The organism is Amycolatopsis balhimycina FH 1894 (assembly GCF_000384295.1).
Taxonomy (GTDB): Bacteria; Actinomycetota; Actinomycetes; order Mycobacteriales; family Pseudonocardiaceae; genus Amycolatopsis; species Amycolatopsis balhimycina.
Map to the genome: position 1 here is coordinate 4799042 of NZ_KB913037.1, position 24061 is coordinate 4823102.

The 24061-nt window shown below is 70.3% G+C and carries 25 protein-coding genes, 1 tRNA gene and 1 pseudogene; 11 read left to right on the forward strand and 16 right to left on the reverse strand.

Annotation, left to right across the window (positions count from 1 at the left end; translation table 11 throughout):
• Window positions 1-32: 32 nt before the first annotated feature.
• Both A3CE_RS0121315 and A3CE_RS0121320 read left to right on the forward strand, forming a co-directional pair.
• The gene (locus tag A3CE_RS0121315; RefSeq protein WP_020642140.1) at window positions 33-2762 is read left to right on the forward strand and encodes an FtsK/SpoIIIE domain-containing protein; all 2730 of its coding nucleotides are present in this window, start codon (window positions 33-35) and stop codon (window positions 2760-2762) included.
• Window positions 2759-3166 (forward strand): hypothetical protein, encoded by a 408-nt coding sequence (locus A3CE_RS0121320; protein WP_020642141.1) that lies wholly within the window; start codon window positions 2759-2761, stop codon window positions 3164-3166. Before A3CE_RS0121315 ends, A3CE_RS0121320 begins: the two co-directional genes overlap by 4 nt.
• Here A3CE_RS0121320 and A3CE_RS0121325 read toward each other — a convergent pair.
• From A3CE_RS0121325 to A3CE_RS0121350, 6 genes are all read right to left on the reverse strand, one after another.
• Window positions 3163-3546, reverse strand: a complete 384-nt coding sequence (locus A3CE_RS0121325) for a YbaB/EbfC family nucleoid-associated protein (RefSeq protein WP_020642142.1) — start codon at window positions 3544-3546, stop codon at window positions 3163-3165. The two genes, A3CE_RS0121320 and A3CE_RS0121325, sit on opposite strands and share 4 nt — an antisense overlap.
• On the reverse strand, window positions 3543-3854 hold the full coding sequence (locus tag A3CE_RS0121330; protein WP_020642143.1) for a hypothetical protein: 312 nt from the start codon (window positions 3852-3854) through the stop codon (window positions 3543-3545). Before A3CE_RS0121330 ends, A3CE_RS0121325 begins: the two co-directional genes overlap by 4 nt.
• Window positions 3851-4429 (reverse strand): hypothetical protein, encoded by a 579-nt coding sequence (locus A3CE_RS0121335; protein ID WP_245589569.1) that lies wholly within the window; start codon window positions 4427-4429, stop codon window positions 3851-3853. Before A3CE_RS0121335 ends, A3CE_RS0121330 begins: the two co-directional genes overlap by 4 nt.
• Window positions 4429-5622: a putative T7SS-secreted protein gene (locus A3CE_RS0121340; protein ID WP_020642145.1), complete on the reverse strand. Its 1194-nt coding sequence runs from the start codon at window positions 5620-5622 to the stop codon at window positions 4429-4431. Before A3CE_RS0121340 ends, A3CE_RS0121335 begins: the two co-directional genes overlap by 1 nt.
• Window positions 5619-6101: a hypothetical protein gene (locus A3CE_RS0121345; protein ID WP_020642146.1), complete on the reverse strand. Its 483-nt coding sequence runs from the start codon at window positions 6099-6101 to the stop codon at window positions 5619-5621. Before A3CE_RS0121345 ends, A3CE_RS0121340 begins: the two co-directional genes overlap by 4 nt.
• A gap of 138 nt (window positions 6102-6239) precedes the next feature.
• The gene (locus A3CE_RS0121350) at window positions 6240-8708 is read right to left on the reverse strand and encodes an endonuclease/exonuclease/phosphatase family protein (RefSeq protein ID WP_020642147.1); all 2469 of its coding nucleotides are present in this window, start codon (window positions 8706-8708) and stop codon (window positions 6240-6242) included.
• 126 nt (window positions 8709-8834) lie between these two features.
• Between A3CE_RS0121350 and A3CE_RS0121355 the strand changes: the two genes are divergently transcribed.
• On the forward strand, window positions 8835-9761 hold the full coding sequence (locus A3CE_RS0121355) for a CapA family protein (protein WP_020642148.1): 927 nt from the start codon (window positions 8835-8837) through the stop codon (window positions 9759-9761).
• Between the two features lie 290 nt (window positions 9762-10051).
• Here the strand turns inward: A3CE_RS0121355 and A3CE_RS51465 are convergent.
• Together A3CE_RS51465 and A3CE_RS0121370 are read right to left on the reverse strand one after the other, a co-directional pair.
• Window positions 10052-10539 (reverse strand): annotated as a pseudogene (locus A3CE_RS51465) (limonene-1,2-epoxide hydrolase family protein).
• Window positions 10540-10576: 37 nt separating this feature from the next.
• Window positions 10577-11494 (reverse strand): TauD/TfdA dioxygenase family protein, encoded by a 918-nt coding sequence (locus A3CE_RS0121370; RefSeq protein ID WP_026468713.1) that lies wholly within the window; start codon window positions 11492-11494, stop codon window positions 10577-10579.
• Between the two features lie 310 nt (window positions 11495-11804).
• Here A3CE_RS0121370 and A3CE_RS0121380 point away from each other — a divergent pair, with 310 nt between their 5' ends.
• Complete coding sequence (locus tag A3CE_RS0121380) at window positions 11805-12173, forward strand: hypothetical protein (protein WP_020642151.1); 369 nt, start codon at window positions 11805-11807, stop codon at window positions 12171-12173.
• Entirely contained in the window at window positions 12170-12742 is a 573-nt protein-coding gene (locus A3CE_RS0121385) for a hypothetical protein (RefSeq protein WP_020642152.1), read from the forward strand. The genes A3CE_RS0121380 and A3CE_RS0121385 overlap by 4 nt, the downstream gene beginning before the upstream one ends.
• Here the strand turns inward: A3CE_RS0121385 and A3CE_RS0121390 are convergent.
• On the reverse strand, window positions 12735-13520 hold the full coding sequence (locus A3CE_RS0121390; RefSeq protein WP_020642153.1) for an SDR family oxidoreductase: 786 nt from the start codon (window positions 13518-13520) through the stop codon (window positions 12735-12737). The two genes, A3CE_RS0121385 and A3CE_RS0121390, sit on opposite strands and share 8 nt — an antisense overlap.
• A 185-nt stretch (window positions 13521-13705) precedes the next feature.
• Here A3CE_RS0121390 and A3CE_RS53585 point away from each other — a divergent pair, with 185 nt between their 5' ends.
• Window positions 13706-14635, forward strand: coding sequence for a Kelch repeat-containing protein (locus tag A3CE_RS53585; protein ID WP_020642154.1), 930 nt, complete (start codon window positions 13706-13708; stop codon window positions 14633-14635).
• Between the two features lie 49 nt (window positions 14636-14684).
• Here A3CE_RS53585 and A3CE_RS0121400 read toward each other — a convergent pair.
• The 4 genes from A3CE_RS0121400 to A3CE_RS0121415 form a co-directional block, all read right to left on the reverse strand.
• Window positions 14685-14772: transfer RNA gene (locus A3CE_RS0121400), tRNA-Ser, on the reverse strand.
• Window positions 14773-14805: 33 nt separating this feature from the next.
• Window positions 14806-15021, reverse strand: a complete 216-nt coding sequence (locus A3CE_RS0121405; protein WP_020642155.1) for a CsbD family protein — start codon at window positions 15019-15021, stop codon at window positions 14806-14808.
• Between the two features lie 50 nt (window positions 15022-15071).
• A complete protein-coding gene (locus A3CE_RS0121410) occupies window positions 15072-15500 on the reverse strand; it encodes a nucleoside deaminase (RefSeq protein WP_020642156.1) in 429 nt (142 codons plus the stop codon).
• Window positions 15501-15523: 23 nt separating this feature from the next.
• The gene (locus A3CE_RS0121415) at window positions 15524-16006 is read right to left on the reverse strand and encodes a tRNA adenosine deaminase-associated protein (protein ID WP_020642157.1); all 483 of its coding nucleotides are present in this window, start codon (window positions 16004-16006) and stop codon (window positions 15524-15526) included.
• 77 nt (window positions 16007-16083) lie between these two features.
• Between A3CE_RS0121415 and A3CE_RS0121420 the strand changes: the two genes are divergently transcribed.
• Window positions 16084-17313: a M20 metallopeptidase family protein gene (locus A3CE_RS0121420; protein ID WP_020642158.1), complete on the forward strand. Its 1230-nt coding sequence runs from the start codon at window positions 16084-16086 to the stop codon at window positions 17311-17313.
• Here the strand turns inward: A3CE_RS0121420 and A3CE_RS0121425 are convergent.
• Entirely contained in the window at window positions 17310-19262 is a 1953-nt protein-coding gene (locus A3CE_RS0121425; RefSeq protein WP_020642159.1) for a phosphocholine-specific phospholipase C, read from the reverse strand. The genes A3CE_RS0121420 and A3CE_RS0121425 overlap by 4 nt on opposite strands.
• Before the next feature lie 79 nt (window positions 19263-19341).
• Here A3CE_RS0121425 and A3CE_RS0121430 point away from each other — a divergent pair, with 79 nt between their 5' ends.
• The 4 genes from A3CE_RS0121430 to thrS all read left to right on the forward strand — a co-directional run bounded on the left by A3CE_RS0121430 (window position 19342) and on the right by thrS (window position 22247).
• Window positions 19342-19719, forward strand: coding sequence for a VOC family protein (locus tag A3CE_RS0121430; protein WP_020642160.1), 378 nt, complete (start codon window positions 19342-19344; stop codon window positions 19717-19719).
• A 25-nt stretch (window positions 19720-19744) separates the two neighbouring features.
• Window positions 19745-20212 (forward strand): heme-degrading domain-containing protein, encoded by a 468-nt coding sequence (locus A3CE_RS0121435; RefSeq protein WP_020642161.1) that lies wholly within the window; start codon window positions 19745-19747, stop codon window positions 20210-20212.
• A gap of 80 nt (window positions 20213-20292) precedes the next feature.
• Window positions 20293-20916: a dihydrofolate reductase family protein gene (locus A3CE_RS0121440; protein WP_020642162.1), complete on the forward strand. Its 624-nt coding sequence runs from the start codon at window positions 20293-20295 to the stop codon at window positions 20914-20916.
• Between the two features lie 86 nt (window positions 20917-21002).
• On the forward strand, window positions 21003-22247 hold the full coding sequence (gene thrS, locus A3CE_RS0121445; RefSeq protein WP_084641667.1) for a threonine--tRNA ligase: 1245 nt from the start codon (window positions 21003-21005) through the stop codon (window positions 22245-22247).
• Here the strand turns inward: thrS and A3CE_RS0121450 are convergent.
• Together A3CE_RS0121450 and A3CE_RS0121455 are read right to left on the reverse strand one after the other, a co-directional pair.
• Window positions 22237-23076 carry a MerR family transcriptional regulator gene (locus A3CE_RS0121450; RefSeq protein ID WP_020642164.1) on the reverse strand — a complete coding sequence of 280 codons (840 nt, stop codon included), beginning with the start codon at window positions 23074-23076 and terminating at the stop codon, window positions 22237-22239. The two genes, thrS and A3CE_RS0121450, sit on opposite strands and share 11 nt — an antisense overlap.
• A 112-nt stretch (window positions 23077-23188) precedes the next feature.
• Complete coding sequence (locus A3CE_RS0121455) at window positions 23189-24016, reverse strand: ABC transporter permease (protein WP_026468715.1); 828 nt, start codon at window positions 24014-24016, stop codon at window positions 23189-23191.
• Window positions 24017-24061 lie beyond the last annotated feature (45 nt).

The following is a 24061-nucleotide window of genomic DNA, read 5'->3' on the forward strand; positions in this document are numbered from 1 at the left end:
CCTTTAGGGGACACCTTTTCTTGGGGACGCCGATGGCCAACAAGTCAGCCGAGCAACGCAACCGCGTCGAAACCGCCCTCGACCGGGTCCGTCATCAGATCGGACTGGTGCTGGGGGCGGCGGCCGGTGCGCGCCAAGCCGCGGAGGCCGACCTCGCCAAACTCCAGCTGGAGCAGGAGATCGTCAAGACCGGCATGAACCACGCCAGTGCCGAGCAGCAGAACGAGTGGTCCCGCCACGCCGCCGCGCACGAAGTGTTCGGCGCCCTCGGCAGTGTGCGAAGCGCTTTCTACACCGACTGGAGCCAAGGGCCCGCGACACTGCGGGAACTGGTCGCGCACAACGCACCCGGCCCGGCCGGGCTGCCACCGGGCGACTGGCTCGGCACGGTCGGGAACAACCCCGGGCTGACGTCGCCCGGACTGTGGCGCGTCGGTTCCGCCACGGCCGCCGGCGGCGACGCCACCCGCACGTTCGATGTCGCCGTCCCGTTGCTCGACGAGTCGCACCTGGCGATCACGTCGGCGCCGAAGACGCGGCCCGCGATCGACGGCATCGTGCAGAACCTGCTGGTCCGCGTGCTCTCGACGTTCGAGCCCGGCGCGGTGCGCGTGCACCTGTGGGACATCGGGCAGCTGACCGCGATCCTGCCCGACCTCTACCCACTCAGCCACACCAGCGCGCTCTCGCTGTACGACCCGGGACGGCTGGAGGACCTCCTCGACGAGCTGGCCGGGCACATCCGCCGCATCCACGCCAGCTGCATGTCCGCCGGATTCACGTCGCTGCGGGAAATGCGGAAGAAGAACGAGCAGCGGGGCGAGCCGTACCGCATCGTCGTGCTCTACGGCAACGGCGAGACCCTCGAACCCGAACGCGCCCGCGACCTCAAGCGCGTCGCGAGCGGTGCGCTGGCCGCCGGCATCTGCCTGATCATGGTCGACGTGCCGACCGCGGTGAGCGCGCCGGTCGAAACGCTGAGCCTGGTCGACGACCGGCACGCGATCAGCAGCATGTCCGGTACCGACCTGGTCGTCGACCTCGATCACGCCATGCCGTCCGCGCAGGTGATCCGCGCCGTCGACACGATCTCCAAGGCGCTGATCGCCAGGCAGGGCGGGCCGCGGTCGTTCGACGACCTCCTGCCGGCCGAGCTGGGGCACGAAAGTTCGGCGCGCGAACTGCGGGCCCCGGTCGGGTTCTTCGAAGGCGAACCGGTCGAGGTCGTGATCGGCGACCCGAGCCCGCACGTCCTGATCGGCGGCCCGTCCGGTTCGGGCAAGACGAACTTCCTGTACGCGCTGCTCGGCAGCCTGGCGGCGCGGTACACACCGGACGAGCTGGCGCTGTACCTGCTGGACTTCAAGGAAGGCGTCTCCTTCGCCGGGCTCGCGCCGGGCCGGAAGGACGCGAGCTGGCTGCCGCACGCGCGGCTCGTCGGCGTCAACGTCAACACCGACCGCGAGTTCGGCCTGGCGCTGCTGCGGTTCCTGGCCGACGAGCTGCGCCGCCGGTCGGCGGCCGCGAAGGAGCACGAGGTCACGAACCTCGCCGACCTCCGCGAAGCCGACCCGTCCGGGCACTGGCCGCGGATCGTCGCGGTGATCGACGAGTTCCAGTACCTGTTCGCGGGCCGCGACCAGGTGACGGCGACGGCCACGCAGCTGCTGGAGGACATCGCGCGGCGCGGCCGGTCGCAGGGCATCCACCTGGTGCTGGCCAGCCAGGACGTCGCCGGCATCGAGGCGTTCTGGGGCAAGCCGGCGGTGTTCGAGCAGTGCACGCTGCGGATCGCGATGCCGAAGGCGCGGCGCGTGCTGGCCGAGACGAACAACGCGGCGGTGTCGGCACCGAAGTGGCACGCGGTGATCAACCACGACTCCGGCGTCGCGCACGGCAACCAGCTGGCCCACATCCCGGACGCGAGCAGCAAGAACGTGTTCGTCCGGCTGCAGCACCGGCTGTGGGAGGAGTACGCGGGCCGGTTCCCGCGGCCGCGTCTGTTCGACGGCGCGCACCAGCCGGTCCTGGAACGGTTCCCGGCGTACCTGGACCTCAAGCCGAACTCGAAGCCGCGGGCGCTGCTCGGCCAGTCGATCGACGTCACGGAGACGGCGTGCGGCGTCGACCTGCCGCGGGCGCCGGGCCGCAACGTCGCGGTGCTCGGGTCGGCCACCGCCGAAGCTCTGTCCATCATGGACTCGTCGGCGCGGTCGCTGTCCCGGCAGTACGAGCCGGGCGAGGCCGAGTTCGTGTTGAGCTGCCCGATCGAGTCGTGCGCCGACGCGGCGATGGAGCTGGCCTTGCGGCTGCGTGACGACGGCCACGCGGCGACCCTGGTGGAGGATCTGTCCGGGGTGCTCGAGTCGATGACGGGCTCGATGAGCAGCGGCGCGAAGATCCTGCTCCTGTACGGAGTCGACGCGGCCCTGCCGGTTTTGGAGACAAAGGCGGTCGGCCAGCTGAAGAGCGGGCTCGACCACCTGCGGGTGCTGCTGAAGCAGGGCCCTGGCCACGGCATCCACACGATCGGCTGGTGGCGCAGCATCGCCCGGCTGAAGGACACCCTGGGTTTCGGAGGCACGGACGACATCGGCACGTGGGCGGCCCTCGACGTCCAGGGCAACGAGCTCTCGCCGTTCGCGGCAGGCCAGGTGGTGCACTGGTCGCCGCGGCCGGGCCGCGCGCTGTTCTTCGACCGCACGACCCACGGCGCCCCCGAAGTGATCATCCCGTTCCAGCGTCCGGAGAACGCGCTATGACCGACGAAGGCGCCACCGCGGCCATGCGGTACAAGGAGATCATCGCCCTGTCCCGGGGTTCGGCGGAGAACCTGCGCGAGTGGGAGCTGGCCCGCGCCGAAGCCCTCAAAGGAGAGATCGAGGAAGCCCAGAACGCCATCGAGATCGCGAAGGAGCGCGAAGCGAGGGCAGCCGAGCGCGCGACACGCTGGTGGAAGATGGCGCTGCACAACATCCAGGGCCTGACGTGGCTCGCACCGGGCGACGAGCCACGCCCGGTTCCCACGGCCCGGGCGGCCTACCTGGAGCGGTACCTCGAAGAGGTCAAGCCGAGTTACCAGGAGCTGGTGCAGGCGGTGCTGGCGCTGGGCTGGCGCGCCAAGCGCGCGGCCGCCAAGCGGGCAGAGCAGCCGCCGCCGGCCTAAACGTCGAACACTGTGTCATAGGGAGTGTCGTCGTCCACCGGAACCGGCCGCCGTCGTGGTTGCGCCTGTGCCTGTGGCACCGGGCGCGGCGGCTGGGGTTGGACTGGTGGCCGTCCGGCGGCGACGGCCTCCCGGATGGCGGCGGTGATGGTCCGGCTGAGCGTGACGGCGTCGAACCGCAGGGCTTCGGGCGCGAGACGCACCTCGCTGACGATCCCACCGGGCCCGGCGAGCACCGTGACGCTCCGATCCGGCGAGACGACGGTCGTGTGGTTGCTGCCGGCGATGCCCGCGAGGAGGCGCTGGTTTTCGGCCTTGCGGTCTTCGATCTGCTTGAGCTGCCAGCGCATTTCCTCGATCAGCCGCGCGTTGTCGCTCATGCCCACCTCCCCGGCTGGTGCGGTGTGTAGACGAACTCGTAGTACCTGCCGAACTGGTGATGGATCATGGAGTAGCCGCGGCTCCGCGCGACCCAGAGGAGGTCGGCCTGCGACACGCTGAACTCCACCGCCCGGATGGTGACCTTGTTCCGCCCGTCCAGCCGTGTGGCCAGGCGAGCCAGCTGCTGTTCGCGCGGTTGCCCCCGCCGACTCAGCCGGACGATGATCAACGTCACGACGAGGGCGAAGGCGCTCCCGCAAAGCACGATCGTAAGCAAGGCGACCCAGGGCCCGACCGAGTTGCTCACCGCGCCACCTCGCCGCTACGAAGACTCCACGCCACCTTCGCCGTCGCGTCGGCGATCGCGGGCCAAGCGTCCTCCGAACCCGCCACCACCGAAAGGATCACCACGGACCGCCTGTCGGGCAGCGGGATCTGGTACTCCGCCTTGATCTGGGTGCGGACGTCCCGTCCGGGAAGGTGGAACTCACCACCGCTGATCGCGACGACGGCCGGGCCGATCGGAAGCCGTACCGGCTGCACCGCCGCGCGCTTGTGGCGACCGCGGTACTGCTCGGCCAGGGCCGCCACCACGGCGTCGGGGTTTCCAGGTGCGGTCTCCGGCCACTGCGCCACGCCGAGCGTCAGAGTCGCGACATCCCCCTCCCGCGGGCCGACGGCGAACTTGCCGAACACCCGGATGCCGTTGGCCTGCATCGTCGGCACCAACGCCATCAGGTAGCTGCCGAACTCCTCGACGCTCTTCCCGGCACCGGCCGCGACGTTCTCGGCGACCATCCAGGCGTGGCTCCGGTTCATCTTGTCGTCGCTGCCCACCGGCATGCCGGCGAAGCCGGGCGGGAGATCGATCTGCAGAGGCATCAGTTCCACACCTCGTCTTCCGCTCGCGCGCGGGCCCGCTGAGGCGCGTTGTCGGCCTGTAGCCCCGCCTCGGCGGCGTTCCAATACGCCACACCTGCCGGTGCGAAGACGGCAGCAGCGGCCTGGTTCACGTCCTTCGGCAGCCAGTAATTCTTGAAGTCGTCGATGGGTCCCTCGAAGTTCAACCCCGCCACCTCGGTGGCGGCATCGGTCTGGAACTGGGCTCCCACGAGGCCCAGGCCGATGGCCTTCGCCGCGATCCCGGCATCCCCCGGAAGACCGAGGCCTGCGATGGTGGTCACCGCGCCGGCCAAATCGATCGCGACTGTCTCGGGCGCGACGTCCGCCCCAGCGAGACCCGCGACAACGTGGCCCGTCGTCGCGGCCAAGCTGAATCCCACCGCGACCCCTCCGACGACCTCCTTGGCGGGGTCAGGAAACAACTCGCTGACCACACCGAGGACGTTGCCGACGTCACCGCTCACATCCGAGACCTTCGAGATCAGCTCCGCGTGGTCCTGAACGAAGTTCACAGCTTCGTCCACGCCGTCGGCGAGGTTGTTCGCCAGGTCGCCGAGTGCCCCGCCGACGGCGTCGGTGAGCTTGTCGAGGACGTCCGGCTCGTCCGGAGCCAGCTCCTTCGCCTTCCGCAGCGCCTCCGCGACCCGGCCCGCCGCCTCCTTGTGCTCCTGCTGGAGCTGCTTCGCCGCGTCTTGGATGTTCTGGCAGCCGTCGATCGCCGTCTGGAGCTGTTGACCCGCGTTGTCGAGGAGCCGCTGCGCGATCTGCAGGGACTGCTGGTCCGGGAACGCGCGGTTGGCCAGGGCCAAGTCCGGGTTCGCGCGTGCCTGCTCGGCCGCCTTGGCCGCCGCCTCGGCGCGGGCCTCCAGCTCCGCCGCGCGTTTCTGCAGTTCGCCGAGGTCGCGGGACCAGCCTTCGAGCGCGTCCGCGGCCTCGCCCATCGACCGGGCCGCACCTTCGAGGTACTGCGGCAGCGGGCCGATGCGCTGCGCGAAGGCCTCGCTCGCCTCGCCCTGCCAGATGCCCTGCTTCCGGACGATCTCCCGGAGCGAATCGTCGGCCTCGGTCAGGCCGGTGCTCACCGCCCGGTACTTGCCGGCCAGGTCGGTGATGCCGTCCAGCTCACCCGGCGCGGGGTCGAAGCCCAGGGCCGGGAACTCGCGGGCGCTCATCGGTCACCGCCGTTCAGGATGTCGGTGATGCCCGGCACACCGCCGGTCACCCCACCGCCGACCATGCCGCCGTCCGGATCCTTCCGCTCGGCCTGGTCGTTGATGCCCGGCACACCGCCGGTCACCCCACCGCCGACCTTGCCGTCGCCGTCGCCGATCGGGGCGCCGCCGTCGCCCAGCACCGCCGAGCCGAACTTCGACAGCTGGTCGCCGAACTGCGCCTCGATCTGCTCGTACTTCTGCTTCGCCTGCTTCAAACGCTCCGTAATGTCCGAAGCCGCTTCGCCGAGGCGGCCGATCCCGTAGCCCCAGGCCTCTTCGAACTCGACGCCCGCCTTGCCCAGCTCCTCCGTCCCGAGCGAGCCGAACGCTCCGCCGCCGCCGAGCTTCTTGTTGGCGTCGGCCATCTTGTCCGCCGCCGTCCCGAGGTCGTCGATGAGCTTGCCCAGCTCGTCGACCTTCACCGCATACCCGTCCACGCGCCACCCTCCCCTGAGGTCTCGTCAACCGTAAGACGGCTGTCAACGCTCCGCGGTTTCGTCGTCACCCGAAGGAGTTAGCACCAAAAAAACCACCGCCGGGGCGCAGTGCCCGGCGGTGGCCTTTTCGTCAGCGGACTAATGCCTGTTCAGCAGCTGTTCCAGGCAGTCGAGCAGGTCCCAGATCCCGTCCTCGAACGCATTGCCCGCGCTCGGCCGGAACCGGATCACCTGCGGGTCGTGGTCGCTGGCCTGGTCGGCGAACTCCGCGTTGATGTGGACGACGTCGTAGTCCACCCCGCGCGGCGCCCTCGACGCCAGGATGTGGTCCAGCACCTGCGACTGGCCCTCGAACACGTAGCTGTACCGCTCGGCTTCCGGAACCGACGCGATCAGGTCCTTCAGCGCACCACCGGCCGTCAGCGTCTGGACCGCGGGCGAGAACGGGTAGTCGTTCAGGTCGCCCGCCACGACGATGTTGGCATTGCGGTCCGCCGCCAGGAGCTGGTCGACGAAGCCGCGAAGCACCGTCGCCTGCTTCGCCCGCTGCACCTCCGAACTGCGCGTCGGCGGCTGGAACCGGCCGTGCGTCGGCTGGTCACCGCCCTTGGAGTTGAAGTGGTTGGCGATGACGAACACCGTGCGGCCCTTGAACACGAACTCGCCCGCGAGGGGCTTGCGGCTGGTCGTCCACGCCTCGTTCGCGGGGTCGACGCGGCCCGGGGACGCCGTCAGGTGCACCTTGCCGTGGTCACGGACCACGCCGACGGCCGTCGTCGACGTCCCGCCCGGGCGGTCCACAAAGGACACACGGTCCGGGTTGAACAGGAACACGACGCGGATGTTGCCGCCCGGCTGACCGCCGTCCTGGTCGTTCACCGGGTCGATCGAGCGCCATTGGTAGCGCGGGCCGCCCTTCGCGACGATGGCGTCGGTGAACTTCTGCAGCGTCTGGTCCGCCGCGACCGTGCCGTCGTCGGTCGCGCCCGTGTTGTCCTGGATCTCCTCCAGGTTCACGATGTCCGGCGTCGCCAGGTGCGTCACGATCGCCTCGCCGAGCCGGTCGTACTTCGCCTGCGGGTCGCCCGGTGCCAGGTTCTCGACGTTGTACGTCGCGACCGCGAGCTCGCCGGAACGCTGCTTGCGCGTGGTCTCGCCCTGCAGCCCGTTGTCCTTCTCGGTGCCGAGCACGCTGGCGAACAGCGTGTAGCCACCGAAGTTGCTGTACTCGACCGGTCCGGACGTGGTGCCGGTCAGCACGTCACCGACGTTGAGCTTCGGGAACGGCCGCTCGGCGAACGGGATCAGCGACGAAACCTTCATGACGCCGCTGTTCAGCTGGTCATACCCCAGGTAGACGCTGCCGCCGCGGACCGACTTGTGCTGGTCCGGCTTGGTCGTCACATACAGCTCGTTGAACGAGTTCGACGGGCCGACGACCCGGGCGTCGGTGACCGAAACGATCTCGCTCTCGTGCGCCTCCCAGAAGTCGAGCGCGTACTTCGAGGGCTCCAGCGTGAGCGGCTCGATGTTCCCGCCGGGCGACGGCGCGTACGGCGCCGGGACGGTGTCCGGGTTCAGCACCGTCGGCGCCGGGAGGGCGTTCCCGTGCGAGTCGACCGTCCACTGTGCACTGCTCAGCTCGGTGAGCGACTGGTAGTTCGACGTCGCGGGCGCGTCCGGGTAGAACTCGCGGACGGTGCCGGTCGCGGTCACCGCGTCGCCGGCCACGACGGCCGGGCTCGTCGAACCGGTGAAGACGAACAGGCCCTCGCTGCTCCGCGGGTCGATGTCCGGATTGGGGTCGGTGACCCAGAAACCGCGCGACGAGCCGAACGTCCGGGTCGCGGTGACGACGCCGGTGACGCCGGAGACCTTCTTGTCCTTGAAGGGCGAAATCCGTGTGGTGCCCTGGATGTCGTGGATCTTCGCCGGGGTCGGCGCCGGGCCGGGGTCCCCGCCGGTCGACTCGCCCGCGGTGTTGGTCGGGGTCGGCTCGCCGACGGTGAAGTCGGCGGCGTTGTCGTCGGTGTCGGCCAGTGCCGTGCCGCGCGCGACGGATGTCGTGTTCGACGGCGCCGCGGTCGGGTTGCCCTCGCGCACGGTCGCCGTGCCGAACCCGACGAGGTCCTTGATCCGCGCGTCGGCAGCGCAGTCGGCCGCGGTCTTGCAGGTCAGCGCGGTGGTGCCGGAGACGAGGGCGATCGTGCCGGCGGTCGCCGACATCGCGATCGCGCCGGTCGCGTCCGGCGTGGGCAGCGCGACGGTCCCGCCGGCCCCCTTGCCCTCGGCCACGAGGTAGCGCCCGCCCGGCGCGACACTGCCGGCCAGCGGCGTCACCTGCCAGGTGCTCGACGGGCTCGCCGAACCGGGCAGGTACTGGACGCTGAAGCCGGCGAGGCTCGCGGCTGCGGCGCCGTGGTTGGCGAGTTCGACGAAGTCGCTGGTGAGCGTCGCTCCGGCGTTGCCCCCACCGCCGTAGACCTCGGCGATGACCGCGTCGGCGCTCGGTGTGGCGAGCGCCGCCGGTGCCGCCACGCCGCCGAGCACCAGGCCCGACGCGACGGCCACCGTGAAGACGGCCTTGGATCTGTGGGTCTTGGTCACCCTGAGTCCCCTTTGTGCTTGAACAGTCGTGGCATAGTCCCCCGAACAGATGAGGAGGAGGAAGACAAAGATGCAACGATTCGTAACAACTACTTTCGTCGTCACTCATTCGGCAGAGCAGGTTTCGTGATCACGCTCGTCCTCGGCGGAGACGTCAACATCCAGGGCCGCGCGACGCCGTCGTCGGCGTTCGCTCGACTGAATCCGCTGCTCGAAGGCGCCGACCTCCGGTTCGTGAACCTCGAAGGGCCCGTCGACGCAGCGATGACCGACGCGCTGAAGTCGACCGGCATCGACGTCGTCTCGGTCGCCAACGACGCCGACCATCCGCCGGCCGCCCTCGCGGTTCTCGACCATGCCGCGATCGCGCACTGCGGCGCAGGCTCGAACCTCGACGCCGCGCACGCACCCGCGGTACTCGAACGGTCCGGCACAAAGGTGGCTTTCCTCGCATACACCTCGCTCCGCCTCCCCGGCCGAGCCGCGCAGCCCGACGCCCCAGGTGTTGCGCAAGCGTTTGCGACCACGGCATACCAGCCCGATCCCCGCGTCGCGGAAATTCCGGGCCGCATGCCGCTCGTCCGCACGACGCCGGTCCCCGAGCACCTCGACCGGCTCATCGCCGACGTGAAGCGCGCGAAGGCCGCCAGTGACCACGTCGTCGTCTCGATGCACTGGGGCCTGCCTGGGCCCGAGCTGACCGAGTACCAGGTCGCGTACGGGCGCGCGGCGATCGACGCCGGCGCCGACCTGGTCGCCGGGCACGGATCGCACACCATCCAGGCCGTCGAGGTGTACCGCGGCCGGCCGATCCTCTACGGCCTCGGCAACCTCGCCTCCGAATGGCCGGACGGGCTCCTGGCCGGCTGCATGTTCGGCGACGAACCACGGCTCGAGCTCATCCCGGTGCGGCGGAACGCCGACAACGAGTGCGAACCGCTCGCCGGGGACGAAGCGGGCACGGTGCTCCGGTACGTCGCGGAGGTCTCGGCTCTGCGTTCCACCACGGTGACCGTCCGGGACGGGATCGCGTCGGTACCTGTTGGCGCGTAACGGATTGCGCGCGTTCTGTGACAACTCGACACCGGCTTGTCACCCATCCGGCGCATCTGCCTTAAATGCAGCTCAAGGACCGGAACAACCGGCGTCAAGCGGCGGTACGGTCTGCGTGAGCCGCCGGAAATAGTGGCGTAGACCACTCCCGACAGCTCACACCGGCACGACACGGGGGGAGGGAGAACGATCATGTGGGGGCTGATTGTTCTCAGCTGCGTGTTCGTGCTGGTGCTGGGGATAGCCGCGGTCGTGGACCTGAGGGACCACGACCGCGGCGAACACCGGGTCTAGCGCACCGTCTGCCTCGCCTTGTAGCGGCCGAGCAGCGTGCGCGCGCCGGCCAGCGCGACCCGCCCGGCACCCTTCGCGCTCGCGGCCAGCACCGTCGTCCAGTCGAAGTAGTCGCGCCAGAGCACGATCCGGCCCGCTTGGACTTCGAACGTGCCGCACACCCAGAACTCCGCTTCCCACGCGCCGCGGCGCAGCACGTCCGTGCGTTCGGTGAGCACGACGTTGCCGTCCGCCGCGATGTGGTGCGTGCGTGCTTCGAACCCCGAGCCGTACTTGGCCATGACGCGCACACCCTCTTGAGGGGGTTCCGGGTGGCGAAGCCCCCGGCCCGGGGCGAAGCCACGGCATGTCACTGCTTCTCGACCGCCGCGACGCCGCGGGCGGGCGGCAACGGCACGTTCTGGTACACGATGTCGCTCGCCGCGAACGTCAGCGCGCGGTCGATGTCGAGGTCTTCGAGGGCCTTGAGGAAACCGGTCACCACTACCTGGGGTTCTTCGGTCATGACCCCAGGTTACGGGTCAGAACGGCCGGTCGCCCGCGATGGCGACGCGCTCCGCGATCCGGACGTGCGGGTGGTAGTCGTTGACCGCGTAGTGCTGCGTCGCGCGGTTGTCCCAGAACGCCACCGAGTTCGGCCGCCAGCTGAACCGGACCTGGAATTCGGGCGTGTGAGCCTGCAGGAACAGGTACCGCAGCAGCCGGTCGCTCTCGGCCCGGTCCAGTCCGGCGATGTGCGTGGTGAACGCCTGGTTGACGAACAGGGTGCGCCGCCCGGTCTCCGGGTGCGTCCGGACCACCGGGTGCTCGACCGGCGGGAAGCGATCCTGCCACTGCGCGAGGAGCGCGTGATCGGAAAACCGGTCGAAACCGGGGAGGTAGTCGTGCACCGCGGTGAGCCCGTCGATGCGGGCGCGGACGTCTTCGGGCAGGTTGTCGTAGGCGGCGGCCATGTCGGCCCAGATCGTGTCGCCGCCGACCGGCGGCACCTCGATCAGCCGCAGCACCGAACCGAGGGCGGGGTTCGGCCGCCAGGTGACGTCGGTGTGCCAGATGTTCTCGTAGCCGGGCATGGCCGCGGTGCGCTCGAAGCGCGTGACGGCGTCGTCGTCGCCCCTCGGGATGAACGGGTTGGTCTCCAGCTCGCCCCAGTTCGCGGCGAACGCGCGCTGCTGCGCCGAAGTGATCCGCTGGTCGCGGAAGAAGAGCACTTTCCATTCGAGCAGGGCGCGGTTGAGCTCCTCGCGCAGCGCGGGCGTGAGCGGCTCGGCGAGGTCGACGCCGTCGATCTCGGCGCCGATCACCCGGCCCAGCGGGCGGATGGTGAACAGCTCGTACTTTTCCTGCGGTTCTCGCAGGAGCCGGGGACCTTCGAAGATGCCATCCGCGGGAGTGATGGCCTCACGCAACGGAATCCGGGCAGGGAGCTCTACGGACATGGTTGTGCTCCAAGGGTTTTCGGGAGAATTCGGACGCCGGGCTCGCGTCAGGCAGGAGGCGAGCCCAGGCGGCCGCGGCGCAGCAGCAGCTCCGCGACGCCTTCCCCGATCGACCACTCGATGGCCCGGATCAGCGTGCTTTCCGAGGTGACGGGCATGTGTTCATGGTCGCCTTCTTCCCGGCTCGCGGTCAAGACGTCCACTGGGTGGAACGCGGTCAACGCCGCAGGTCACCGCGATGCGGGCCGTGCGGGAGCATGAGGCAAGATCTTCCACGATCAGGTGAGCGCCCTTGACGACGGAGGTCCCCATGCCGGAAGGCAGAGGCTCGCGGATCGGCACTGACAACCCGGAGCTTCGCCCCAGGGGTTTCGCCACCCGGAACCCCCCAAAGGATCCCGACCGGCTGCGCGCCGCGGCCGACCTGCTCGACCAGGCGGCGGCCGCCGACGACAAGGCGGCCGGCCGGTACGCCGAAGCCCGCGTCGATTTGACGCCGTTCGGCATCTCCCCGCAGGCCCGCGAGCTGGCGGCCCGCTGGACGTCCGCCCTCGCCGCGCGCGAAGCGGACGCGCGCGTCCTCGGCGACGCGACGTCGGACCTGGCGGGCCGGCTGCGCATGACGGCCGGGAGCCCCCGGAGCACCGGCTTCCGGGGGCCGATCGCGGTGGCACCGTGACCTCGGAAGTCTTCGAACACCCGGCGCTGACGACGGCGGCTTCGCGGCTGTCCGCGTTGCGCGCGGCGGCCGGGCGTCTCGGTGTCCCCGACCCGGTCGCGGCCCTGCGGCACCTCGACTGCTCACCGGCGTCGATCCGCACGTCCGCCTCGGCGGTCGACACCGGCGCGCTGGCGGTGACCTCCGCGCAGGCGGAGTTCCGCGCCGGCGTCGACCGCGCGGAAAACGGTGGCAGCACCGAGACTTTCGGCACGTGGGCGGACACAGTGGACGGTCAGTACGTGGCGGCGGCCCGCGCGGCCGCGTCGACGGCCGCGGTGGGCGTCCGGATCGCCGAGCGGCTGGACGAGCTGGCAAGTTCGGTGTCGGCGGAGGTGTCCCTCATCGCCGCCTCCGCCGGGTCGTCGGTGGCGGCGGTGCTGGCGGGCGACCGGTCCGCCGAGGCGGTCAGCGAAGTCAGCGCCGCGTGCACCGCCGTGATCCGCGCGGTTTCCGCGAAGGTCGCGACCCTGTCTTCGCTGGCCGCGGAACTGGAGCCGTTGACGACCCCCGCCGTCGAGCTCAGCTGAAGTGCTCCCGGGCCCACTCCGCGAAGGGCCGCGCGACATGCCCGGTGACCCGGGCGACGTCCGCTGAGACGGGTTCCGGTTCCTCGACGAGCGACGCCCAGTGGTTCAGCGCGCTCTCCGCGAACTCCTCGCCCATGGAGGACGCCAGCTGCCTTTTCGCTTCGTCCCGGGGCTGTTCTTCCCAGCGGACGGGCTTCCCGAGCGCCTCCCCGACGAGCCGGGCCTGGTCGGCCTGGGCGAGAGATTCCGGGCCGGTGACGAGGTAGCGCTGCTTGGCGTGGCCGTCCTCGGTGAGCGCCTTGACGGCCATATCGGCAACGTCGCGTTCGTGCACGAGAGATCGCTTCGCCTGACCATACGGCCCGCGAACGACGCCGGTGCGCGCTTGCTCGGCCCAGCCGAGCGCGTTGGTGGCGAGCCCGGTGACGCGGAGGAAGGTCCAGTCATCGGTGACCTCCTCGACGGCGGCTTCGACGTCTCCCCAGACGCCTCCTGCTTCGGCGGACATCGCGGAAAGGTAGACGATTCTCTTGCCCTTGAAGGGTTCCACGGCTGCCTTGATGCCTTCGCCGGTGAAGAAGGGCCAGAGGAGGTAGACGGCGTCGCCCCCCTTGGCGGCCGAAGCGGGATCGGTGATGTCGCCCTGGACGACGTCGACGCCTTCAGGCGCCTTCGCGGGATCCCGGACGAGAACTCTCGTAGCGACGCCCGCGGCCTTCAGGCCGGCGACGACGTGCCGTCCGGAGTGGCCGGTGGCCCCGGTGACGAGAACGGTCATGGTGCGCTCCTCGTGATCAGCTTGTGCCGCCCACGGTCACACTTCAAGAGCCCTTCAAGTCAAGCCCGGGACGCGATTCGATATCGGCGCGCACGAACCCGCAACAGGCGGCGGCGTGGCAGAGACTTTGCCCTTGTCCCCGGAAACGGAAGGGAATGAATCACCGAAGAAAGAGGCTGGAAACAATGAGCAAACAATGGAAAGACCGGCCGCCGCTACACACCGGGCGGTTCGCCCACGCCGCGGCGACGACGCACGGGCACATCTACGTCATCGGCGGCGCGGATGCGAATGTGGCCCTCAACTCCGTCGAATTTCGCCGAATTCACGGGGACAGTGAGTGGCACGAAGTCGCTCCGATGCCCACGGCGCGGGGCAACCACGGGGTAGGCGTGGTCGACGGGATGATCTACGCCGTCGGTGGCATCATCGAGGGTGACCACGGCACCGATGTGGTCGAACGCTACGACCCCTTCAGCGACCGATGGACGACGGCCCCGCCCCTGCCGTCACCACGCACGGTGACTTCGGCCGCCGGACTGGGCGGTCTGCTCTACGTGGCCGGCGGCGTCATCGACGAGAACGACACCGACGAGCACGCGACGGACTCCGTCCTCGTCTTCGATCCGCGCGAGGAACGGTGGTCACCTGTTGCCTCGATGCTGAGTCCGCGAGCCCGCCACAGACTTGTCGCGGCAGGTGGTCATCTGTATTCGATCGGCGGGCTGCGGAGCTTTTTCCAGGAAGCGTTCAGCACCGTGGAACGGTACGCGCCGAAGTCCGACACCTGGGAAGCCGTGCGTTCGATGCACCAACCGCGAGCCCTGCCGGGAGCCACCGTCCTCGGCGGTGACGACGGAGACCGCATCGTCGTGGTGGGCGGTGGCCCCGGGCCCTTCCAGGATCGCCTAAGCCGCCACCGCACCACGGAGATCTACGATCTGCGTACCGGTAAGTGGCATCTCCTGAGCACACTGCTTCCCCGCGGGAGGTCCTCGCTCGCCGCCGCGCCTGAATCCGAAAACACCGTGTTGGCCATCAGCGGAAGCACGACCGTCGACCGTGTCCCGACGCTCACCCCGGATGTGCTCGCGCTGAAACTCCCGGCGGCCTGAACACGAACGAACCCCCGGCCAGCTGAGCTGACCGGGGGTCCGGATCGAGCGGTGGCGGTGGGATTTGAACCCACGGACGGGGATTAGCCGTCACACGATTTCGAGTCGTGCTCCTTCGGCCGCTCGGACACGCCACCGCCGAGAACAATACCGGAGGGCCGTCCCCAGTCTCACAAGGGGTCGACCGGACGGCGGGAACGCCGCCTCACCTGCGCGTCGCGTACCAAGCCGCGTGCCTTCGTACGCAGGTCGTGGGCCACCTCGGTCACCTGGGCGCGGCGACGCTGCATGCGGCCCGCCGTCTGGAGGCGCCGGTTGCCCGTCACCGAGCCGACCTTCTCGCGGGCGCCGCCGACCACCTGCTGGACCTTGTCCTTCATCGTCATGACGTACCTCCCTTCCTTCGGGAGGGGTACCCACCAGACCCGGCGCGAAATCAGCGCCGCAGGGCGAAGTACGTCTCCAGCAGCGACGCGCACTCCGTCGCCAGGACGCCTCCGTGCACCTCGGGGCGGTGGTTGAGACGGCGGTCACGCACGACGTCCCAGAGCGAACCCACCGCGCCCGTCTTGGGCTCCCACGCGCCGAACACGAGGCGGGAGATGCGCGCCAGCACCAGCGCGCCCGCGCACATCGTGCACGGCTCCAGCGTCACCGCCAGCGTGCAGCCCTCCAGCCGCCAGCCGTCGCCTGCCACCGCCGCCGCCGCGCGGAGGGCCAGGACCTCCGCGTGGGCCGTCGGGTCGCCCAGCTCGACGCGCGCGTTGCGGGCCGCGGCCAGGGGGGTGCCGTCGGGGCCGAACACGACCGCCCCGATCGGCACGTCCGCGCCGGGGGCGCGCGCCGCTTCCAGCGCCGCCTCCACGGCCTCGGTGTCGGACGGGCGTCTCAGAGCTCGTCCAGGAGCTTGGCGAACTCGTTGCCGAACCCGCAGCGCTGCGCGACCATCTGCAGCTGCTCGTCCGGGTAGAGGTCCACCTCGCCGACGATGACCTCCAGCTCCGGCCCGGGCAGCCCGAGATCCGTCAGGATCTCCAGGTCGCCCTCGGGCCAGACGGAGTCGTCCTCTTCGTCGGGAGGATCGACGCGCAGGACGTCGAGGACGTCCGCCGCGATGTCGTAGTCCAGCGCCGCCGCCGCGTCCGAGAGCAGCAACGACGGCCCCCGCGGGCTCGGCCGGACGATGACGAAGAACTCGTCGTCGACCGCCAGCAGCCCGAAGCTCGCGCCGGTGGAACGTAGTTTGCCCAGTTCAGTGATCGCTGCGTCCAGCTCGGTCAACGCCCCTGGGTCGAGCACACTGCACCGCCACCGACCGTCTTCCCGGACCACAGCCACCGCGAAGCCCGTGACCGGCTCTTCCACCGCCATGCGCACACCGTATTCCGCCGGTCGATCCGGCGCACGCACGGTGCGCCCGAAGCGCCGCATGCGCCACTATCGGGAGCATGACCGGACCCACTGACCTGCCCACCCTGCCCGGCACGCCGTTCGCCGGACTCCTCGACGCCGCGCGGGCGCTGCAGGACCGCACCGTCGCGCTCCGGCGCGTCGTGCACCGCGGGCCGGAACAGGGCCTCCAGCTGCCGCGCACCCAGGCGGCGATCCGGGAAGCGCTCGCCGACCTGCCGCTGGAGATCACCGAGGGCAAGGCCACGACGTCGCTGACCGCCGTTCTGCGCGGCTCTCGGCCGGGCCCGGCCGTGCTGCTGCGCGGGGACATGGACGCATTGCCGCTGACCGAGGAGACCGGGCTCGACTACGCGTCCGAGGATCCGGAGTCGATGCACGCGTGCGGGCACGACACGCACGTCGCGATGCTGGCGTCGGCCGCGCGGCTGCTCGCCGAACGCCGGGACCGGCTCGCGGGGTCGGTCGTGTTCATGTTCCAGCCGGGTGAGGAAGGTCACCACGGCGCCCGGTTCATGATCCACGAAGGCGTGCTCGACGCCGCCGGGACGCGGGTCGAGCGCGCGTTCGGCGTGCACATCCTGGCCAACGCGCGCAGCGGGTTGCTGCAGCTGCGGCCCGGCCCTCTGATGGCGTCGGCGGACTCGTTCTTCGTGCGCGTCACCGGCAAGGGCGGGCACGGCTCCGCGCCGCAGTACACGATCGACCCGGTGCCCGCGGCCGCGGCGATGGTCGGGGCGCTGCACACGATGATCACGCGCCGGGTCAGCGTGTTCGATCCCGCGGTGCTCTCGGTGACCCGCATCCAGGCCGGCACGACGTCCAACATTATCCCGGAGACCGCCGAGCTCGAGGGCACGATCCGCAGCTTGTCCGAGCAGACGCGCGCGCTGGTCCGCACCGAGCTGCCCAAGGTGTGCGAACAGGTCGGCGCGGCCTACGGCTGCCGCGTGGTCGCCGACGTCGAGCCGGGCTACCCGGTGACCGTCAACGACGACCGGATCGCCGCCGAGGTGCTGCGGCTCGGCGCGGCCGTGCTCGGGCCGGAGAACGTCGAGCTGCTCGCCGACCCGCTGATGGGCGCCGAGGACTTTTCGTACGTCCTGCAACGCGTTCCGGGCGCCTACGCGTTCCTCGGCGCCTGCCCGCCCGGCGTCGACCCGGCCGAAGCGGCGGCCAACCACTCCAACCGCGTGCTCTTCGACGAGGACGCGATGCCGAGCGGCGTCGCGATGCTCGCCGCCTTCGCGCTGGACGCCCTGCGTTAAGGCGCGGTGCGCGACGGGCGGCCGTCCTCGAGGTGGCCGGCGAAGCGGCGACGCCACCCCGGCGTCTCGAACGTGACGTCGTACCAGCCGTTCTCCGCCCGCACCGGGAACTCGTGCGAGCCGCCCGGCGGGACGGTGACGTCGTTCAGCGTGACCGGCGACGGCCCGCTGTTGGTCACCGTCACCCGCAGCCGGGGCGTGTTCACGAACGTGACGGCGGCGTCGAGGCCCGGGCCTCCCGAAGCCTCGACGACGAAGCCGTTCGGGCCGTGGATGGCGACGTCGTACGTCCCGCCGTACGCGACTTCGCCGGCCACCTCGCTCTTCGGGCCGACGTCGAAGCGTTGTGACGTGCCGCCGGCGTGGTAGGCGTACGCGGCCAGCTGCAACGCCTGCGTGCCGTGGTTGGCCAGGTGCAGCTTCAGGACGTCCGCCTCGGCCGTGACCCAGGCGACCGGCTGGTAGGGCAGGGGACGCGCCTTCGCCGTGCCGGGCTCCTGCCACAGCGCGCCGGGCCCCAGCCCGGGCTTGGGAAGCCGTTTCTGCGTCCGGTCGGCTTCGGCGCGCAGCGCGTCCGCGTCCGGCAGCAGCGGGATCGTCGTGTCGTGGGTGCCGAAGTCGAAACAGCTGGTCAGGTCGCCGCAGATGGCGCGGCGCCACGCCGAGATGTTCGGCTCGCGCACGCCGGTCCACGTCTCCAGGAACCGCAGCACCGACGTGTGGTCGAAGACCTGCGAGTTCACCCAGCCGCCGCGGCTCCACGGCGAGACGACCATCATCGGCACGCGCGGCCCCAACCCGATCGGGAGGGGAGCCCCGGACGGGCGGCCCTTCTCCGGCCGGTTCGCCGGCAGGTACTCGCCGGGCGTGCCGGGCGGCGGCGTCGGCGGGACGACGTGGTCGTAGAAGCCGTCGTTCTCGTCGTAGTTGATGAAGACGACGGTCGACTCCCACAGATCGGGCTTGTCCCACAACGCTTTCAGCATCCGCTGGACGTAGGCGGCGCCGTCGACCGGCCGGGCGGCGGGGTGCTCGCAATAGCCGTACGGGGCGACGATCCACGACACGGCGGGCAACGTCCCCGCCGCGCAGTCGGCGATGAACTCGGCCAGCACGTGGTCGAGGTCCTTGCCCTTCCCGGAGTCGGGCTTGAGCTTCTTGCGCAGGTTCGCGCGTTCGGCCAGCCGCCGCTTCACCGGGTCCATCGAGTGCAGCGCGTCGTGGAAGTTCTGGAACAGCCACAGCGGGTTGCCGCCGTAGTCGCCGACGAAGTGGTCAGGGACGCCGCGCTCCTCGGTGTTCGCGTAGATCCGCCACGAGATGCCCGCCGCCTCCAGCCGCTCCGGGTACGTCGTCCAGCGGAAGGCGGGCTCGTAGTCGGGTGTGTTGTGCGTCGTGGGGCCGCCGGCGAGACCGTCCGGGTCGATCGTGCCGGTCCAGTGGTACAGCCGGTTCGGGTGGGTCGGGCCCTGGATCGAGCAGAAGTAGTGGTCGCACAGGGTGAACGCGCTCGCCAGGGCGTGCTGGAACGGGATGTCGTCGCGTGTGAAGTACCCCATCGTCATGGGGCTCTTCGCCGCTATCCAGCGGTCGTACGCGCCGCCGTTCCACGCGCGGTGCGTGCTGTTCCAGTCGTGCGGCAGCTCGCCGAGGTCCTGACCGTCCACAACGGAGGTGTCGATCCGGAACGGCAGCACCGGCGCGCCGCCGGCCTTGGCCGGCTGGCGGAAGACGTCACGCAGGGCCGCACGATCGCCGAACCCGCGTACGCCCGCCATGGTGCCGTAGTACTGGTCGAACGACCGGTTCTCCTGCATCAGCACCACGACGTGGCGGACGTCGTCGATCGTGCCCTTCCGCGCCGCCGGAGCGCACGCGGCAGACAGCGCACCGGCGACGGTCGCCGCGGCCGCGCCACCGAGCACCGTGCGCCGGCGGATCCGGCCCATGCCCACCTCCTCGGGCGAGCTTTCCCCACGTCAACGGCCCGGGCAAGGGAGTACCTTCACCGCTGAGAGAGGTGGAGCCATGCTCGACTCAGCGGAACTGGTCGCCTTCGCACCTTCGACCGACCTGGAGCGCTCACGTGCCTTCTACACGGATGTCGCCGGGCTCGAGTTCATCGAGCAGACCCCCTTCGCGTGTGTGTTCCGCAGTGGCTCGACCATGCTGCGCGTCACCGCCGTGGCCGAGTTGACGCCGCAGCCGTTCACGGTGCTCGGCTGGGCGGTCACCGACGTCCGGGCGGCGGTGGCCGAGCTGCGTGGCCGTGGCGTGGAGTTCCTCACGTTCGACACGCTGCCACAGGACACCGACAAAATCTGGACCACGCCCGGTGGCCGGATCGCCTGGTTCACCGATCCGGATGGCAACGTGCTGTCACTGACCGAGTTCACTGGCGATTAAACAACACTGTTGATTTAATGGCGGCATGACCGACGCCGACGCCCTCGCCCAGCTCGCCGGCCAGGAGGAACGCCTCCAGTTCGCGACCTTCGACAACGAGACCGCGCTCGCGCTCGGCCAGCAGCTGCTGGCGGCCGCGCGGGACCGCGGCCTGCCGGTGACGATCTCCGTCCGCCGCAACGGCCAGCGGCTCTTCCACGCCGCGCTGCCCGGCACGTCGGCCAACAACGACGCCTGGATCGACCGCAAGAGCCGCGTCGTCGATCGCTACGGGCACAGCTCCTTCCTGGTCGGCGCGCAGTTCCGCGCGAAGGGCGGCTCGTTCGAGGAGGACTCCCGCCTCGACCCGGACGAGTACGCGGCCCACGGCGGGGTGTTCCCGGTGCTCGTCCGCGGGGTCGGCCCGGTCGGCACGGTCGGCGTGTCCGGGCTCCCGCAGGCCGACGACCACGCGTTCGTCGTCGAGCAGCTGGAGCTGTTCCTGAACCCCTGAAAAATTCTTCCGGTCGGATTGTCGAACCGGCAGGCCCCTGTTCGACGGGTCAGGTGCAGGCCCGACCCGAAGGAGAAAACATGGGCAACCTCACCGTGACGACCTTCCTGACCCTCGACGGCGTCTACCAGGCGCCCGGGGGTCAGGACGAGGACACTTCCGGCGGCTTCGACCTCGGCGGCTGGGTGACGCCGTTCTACGAGGAGGACATGGCGGGGTTCGTCGCCGAGTGGTTCTCCCGCGCGGACGCCTTCCTGCTCGGACGGCGGACGTACGAGATCTTCGCCGCGCACTGGCCGAAGGTCACCGACCCCGGCGATCCGGTCGCGTCCCGGCTCAACACCCTGCCGAAGTACGTGGCGTCGCGGACGCTGACGGATCCGTCCTGGTCCGGCACGTCCGTCGTGGACGGGGACGTCGCCGGGTTCGTCCGTGACCTCAAGTCCCGGCACCGCGGCGAGATCCAGGTGCACGGGAGCGGCGCCCTGCTGCAGACGCTGATCGCGAACGACCTGGTGGACGAGTACCGGCTGTGGCTGTACCCGGTCGTGCTGGGCAAGGGGCGCCGGCTCTTCCCGGACGGCGTGGCGCCGAAAGCCTTCGAACACGTCGAAACCCGGCACACGGCCACGGGGGTGAACGTGCTCGTGCTGCGCCCGGCCGGGAAGCCGCGGTTCGACACGTTCCAGCTCACGAAGGCGTAAAAGGACTGGCCGCGGTTGCTACCGTCGAAGACATGAAGCGCGCTGTTTCCACGACGACGCCGGAAAGTGTCCCGGCGCGCTGAACGATGTCTCCAGCCCGGGGCGGTCGCCCCGGGCTTCGTCTTGTGGTCACCCGCCTCGCCGTCCACGAGGAGTCCACAATGCACGACCACCGCAAGCTCGGCCGCGAGCTCGGCCTGTTCGGCACCGACCCGCTGATCGGCGCGGGCCTGCCCTACTGGCTGCCCGACGGCGCGATCGTCCGCTACAGCATCGAGGAGTACGTCCGCGGCCTCGAACGGCGCGCGGGGTACCGGCACGTCCATTCGCCGGTGCTCGGCAAGCGTGAGCTGTACGAGATCTCGGGGCACTGGGCGCACTACCGCGACGACATGTACCCGCCCATGGACGTCGGCGGCGAGCAGCTCGTGCTGCGGCCGAGCCTGTGCCCGCACCACGCGCTGATCTACCGTTCGCGCGGGCGCAGCTACCGCGAGCTGCCGCTGCGGATCGCCGAGCTCGGCGGGATGTACCGCAGCGAGCTGTCCGGCGTGCTCGGCGGGCTGAACCGCGTCCGCGCGATCCAGCTCAACGACGCGCACGTCTTCTGCACCCTCGATCAGGTCGAAGCCGAGGCGGCCGCCGCGCTGGGGCTGATCCGGAAGGCCTACGACGCGCTCGGCATCAGCCCGGCGCGGTACCGGCTTTCGCTCCCGGGCGCCGGCGGGAAGTACGTGGCCGGCGACTGGGACCGCTCGGTGGCAATCCTGCGGTCCGTCCTCGACGGGCTCCCGTACGACGCCGTCGAAGGCGAAGCGGCCTTCTACGGGCCGAAAATCGACGTCCAGATCGCCGACAGCGCGGGCCGCGAGTCAACCCTCTCCACCGTCCAGGTCGACTTCCACCAGCCGGCGCAGTTCGGGCTGGAGTACGTCGGCGCGGACGCGGCGAAACACCGGCCGGTCATGGTGCACCGCAGCATCATCGGCAGCGTGGAGCGCGCGGTGGCGCACCTCGTCGAGGTCCACGGCGGCGCGTTCCCGGCCTGGCTGGCGCCGGTCCAGCTGCGGCTACTTCCGTTGTCGTTTGCCGAAGTGCCCGACGCGCAGTCGGTCCTCGACCGGTGCGGTGACCTGCGCGCGGAGATCGTCTCGCAGGGCAGCCTCGGCGCGCGGATCCGCGACGGACGGCTGGTGCCGTACCAGGCCGTGATCGGTCCGGAGGAGGTCGCGGCGGGACGGCTTTCGCTGCGGCTGCGCGACGGGCGCCGTCTCGACGCGCAGCCGGTCGAGGACGTTCTCGCGCGGATCGACGCGGAGGTCAAGCCGTAGCCGCGGCCAGCCAGTCGAGCGCGGGCGTCAAGCTTTCCGGGGCCGCCCAGCCGTTGACCACGGAGAGCAGTTCCAGGTAGCGCTCACGTCGTGGATCGTTGACGAAACCGAGCCATTCCCGCAGGTCATCGGGGGTGCGCGGGAGACCGTCGACGATCGCCGCGGCCTGCGGCGAGTCCGGTGCCACGCCGGCTTCGAGGGCCGGCGTGACGGCGTCACGGACCTCGGCCGCCAGGTCGCGGCGCAAGCCACCTCGATGGTCCTCCACGAGCCGGCGCAGGACAGCGCGGAACTCGGTGTCCTGCGTCAGCCCGGCCAGTTCGATCCACGCTTCGATCTGCCGGGGGCTGGGGTTCTCGGGGAGTTCGGGCGTCAACGTCCGGGCGACGCCGGCGAGTTCGGGGCGGTCGCCCAGTGTCGCGGTCAGGAATTCGTCGACCAGCCTTCGTCGTTCCACTTCGGACAGTAGAGCCAGCTTGTGCATGAGACTTGTTTCCTCCGGGGTCGAATCGCGCCTGGCCACCGCCGTCAGCACCGCGCGGCGCACGCGCAGCACGCGGATCTGCACCTCGATGGCCTCGGCGTGCTTCGCCGCGACGTCGGCGACGGTCGCTTCGCCGTCGACGACCCGCCGGATCGTGGCCAGGTCGAGGCCCAGGTCCCGGAGGGTGCGGACGAGGTCGAGGCGGGCGAGCGCGGCGTCGTCGTAACGGCGCTGACCTGCGGTGTTGCGTCCCGACGGCGGCACGAGACCGCGGTCGGAGTAGAAGCGGACGGCCTTGATCGTCAGCCCGGTGCGGTGGGCCAGCTCGCCGATCGAATACCGCATGCCGTCAGCCTGGCACCTCCTCTCGGGGGAGGAGCAAGGGTCCAGGTTCGCCCGATCGTGTCGATCAGATGTTCGATGATGCGCGGTAGAGTCGATCACATGAGCGAACGAACTAGGTCTCCTCCCGGATCCGGGTCACCAGCTGGGTCGGGTTCACGAACCGCAACGCGATGAGAAGGAGCACGAGCATGGAGGCGGTGTAGATGGTCGCCATGGCGTCGACCGACTGGTTGGCCCGGATACCCGCGGCGAACACGGAGTTGTAGAGCGCCACCACCAGGGTCGTCGAGTCCGGGCCCGCGGTGAGGAACGTCAGCTCGAACATGCCGACCGTCCGCACCAGCACGAGGATCGAGGCGGCCAGGATCCCCGGCAGCAGGAGCGGGCCCAGGATGCGGGTGAACACCGAGACGGTGCGCGCGCCGGACATGCGGGCCGCGGCTTCGATCTTCGGATCGATCTGCTCGATGAACGGCGTCATCGTGAGCACGACGAACGGCACCGAAGGCACCAGGTTGGCCAGGATGACGCCGGTGATCGTGCCGGCCAGGTGGAACTTGTACAGCACGGTGGCCAGCGGGATGCCGTAGGTGATGGGAGGGATCAGGATCGGCAGGACGAACAGCAGCATCACCAGGCGCTTGCCGGGGAACGAACGGCGAGCCAGCGCGTAGGCGGCCGGGACGCCGACCGCCACCGACACGGCGATCACCACCAGGGCGACGATCGCCGTCGTGAGGAGGACGTCCGACAGGCCGAACTCGCGCCAGGCGTCGGCGTACCAGTGGGCGGTGAAACCGTCCGGGAGCCAGCTGCCGAACCACTGCGTGCCGAACGAGTCGACGACCACCGAGAGCACCACGCCCGCGAGGTTGACGAAGAAGAACACGACCACGGCCCAGACAACCCAACGTCCGGGACGCGCGACCCAACCGGTCATCCCTTCCCTGGTCATCCCTTGCCCGGTCATCCCTTGCCCGGTCAT

Bases quoted from the DNA above. Each gene is read 5' to 3' on its own strand.
- A3CE_RS0121315 (WP_020642140.1), top strand. From the start codon at position 33: ATGGCCAACAAGTCAGCCGAGCAACGCAACCGCGTCGAAACCGCCCTC.
- A3CE_RS0121320 (WP_020642141.1), top strand. From the start codon at position 2,759: ATGACCGACGAAGGCGCCACCGCGGCCATGCGGTACAAGGAGATCATC.
- A3CE_RS0121325 (WP_020642142.1), bottom strand. From the start codon at position 3,546: ATGAGCGACAACGCGCGGCTGATCGAGGAAATGCGCTGGCAGCTCAAG.
- A3CE_RS0121335 (WP_245589569.1), bottom strand. From the start codon at position 4,429: ATGCCTCTGCAGATCGATCTCCCGCCCGGCTTCGCCGGCATGCCGGTG.
- A3CE_RS0121340 (WP_020642145.1), bottom strand. From the start codon at position 5,622: ATGAGCGCCCGCGAGTTCCCGGCCCTGGGCTTCGACCCCGCGCCGGGT.
- A3CE_RS0121370 (WP_026468713.1), bottom strand. From the start codon at position 11,494: ATGTCCGTAGAGCTCCCTGCCCGGATTCCGTTGCGTGAGGCCATCACT.
- A3CE_RS0121380 (WP_020642151.1), top strand. From the start codon at position 11,805: ATGCCGGAAGGCAGAGGCTCGCGGATCGGCACTGACAACCCGGAGCTT.
- A3CE_RS0121390 (WP_020642153.1), bottom strand. From the start codon at position 13,520: ATGACCGTTCTCGTCACCGGGGCCACCGGCCACTCCGGACGGCACGTC.
- A3CE_RS53585 (WP_020642154.1), top strand. From the start codon at position 13,706: ATGAGCAAACAATGGAAAGACCGGCCGCCGCTACACACCGGGCGGTTC.
- A3CE_RS0121405 (WP_020642155.1), bottom strand. From the start codon at position 15,021: ATGACGATGAAGGACAAGGTCCAGCAGGTGGTCGGCGGCGCCCGCGAG.
- A3CE_RS0121415 (WP_020642157.1), bottom strand. From the start codon at position 16,006: ATGGCGGTGGAAGAGCCGGTCACGGGCTTCGCGGTGGCTGTGGTCCGG.
- A3CE_RS0121420 (WP_020642158.1), top strand. From the start codon at position 16,084: ATGACCGGACCCACTGACCTGCCCACCCTGCCCGGCACGCCGTTCGCC.
- A3CE_RS0121425 (WP_020642159.1), bottom strand. From the start codon at position 19,262: ATGGGCCGGATCCGCCGGCGCACGGTGCTCGGTGGCGCGGCCGCGGCG.
- A3CE_RS0121430 (WP_020642160.1), top strand. From the start codon at position 19,342: ATGCTCGACTCAGCGGAACTGGTCGCCTTCGCACCTTCGACCGACCTG.
- A3CE_RS0121435 (WP_020642161.1), top strand. From the start codon at position 19,745: ATGACCGACGCCGACGCCCTCGCCCAGCTCGCCGGCCAGGAGGAACGC.
- A3CE_RS0121440 (WP_020642162.1), top strand. From the start codon at position 20,293: ATGGGCAACCTCACCGTGACGACCTTCCTGACCCTCGACGGCGTCTAC.
- thrS (WP_084641667.1), top strand. From the start codon at position 21,003: ATGTCTCCAGCCCGGGGCGGTCGCCCCGGGCTTCGTCTTGTGGTCACC.
- A3CE_RS0121450 (WP_020642164.1), bottom strand. From the start codon at position 23,076: ATGCGGTATTCGATCGGCGAGCTGGCCCACCGCACCGGGCTGACGATC.
- A3CE_RS0121455 (WP_026468715.1), bottom strand. From the start codon at position 24,016: ATGACCGGTTGGGTCGCGCGTCCCGGACGTTGGGTTGTCTGGGCCGTG.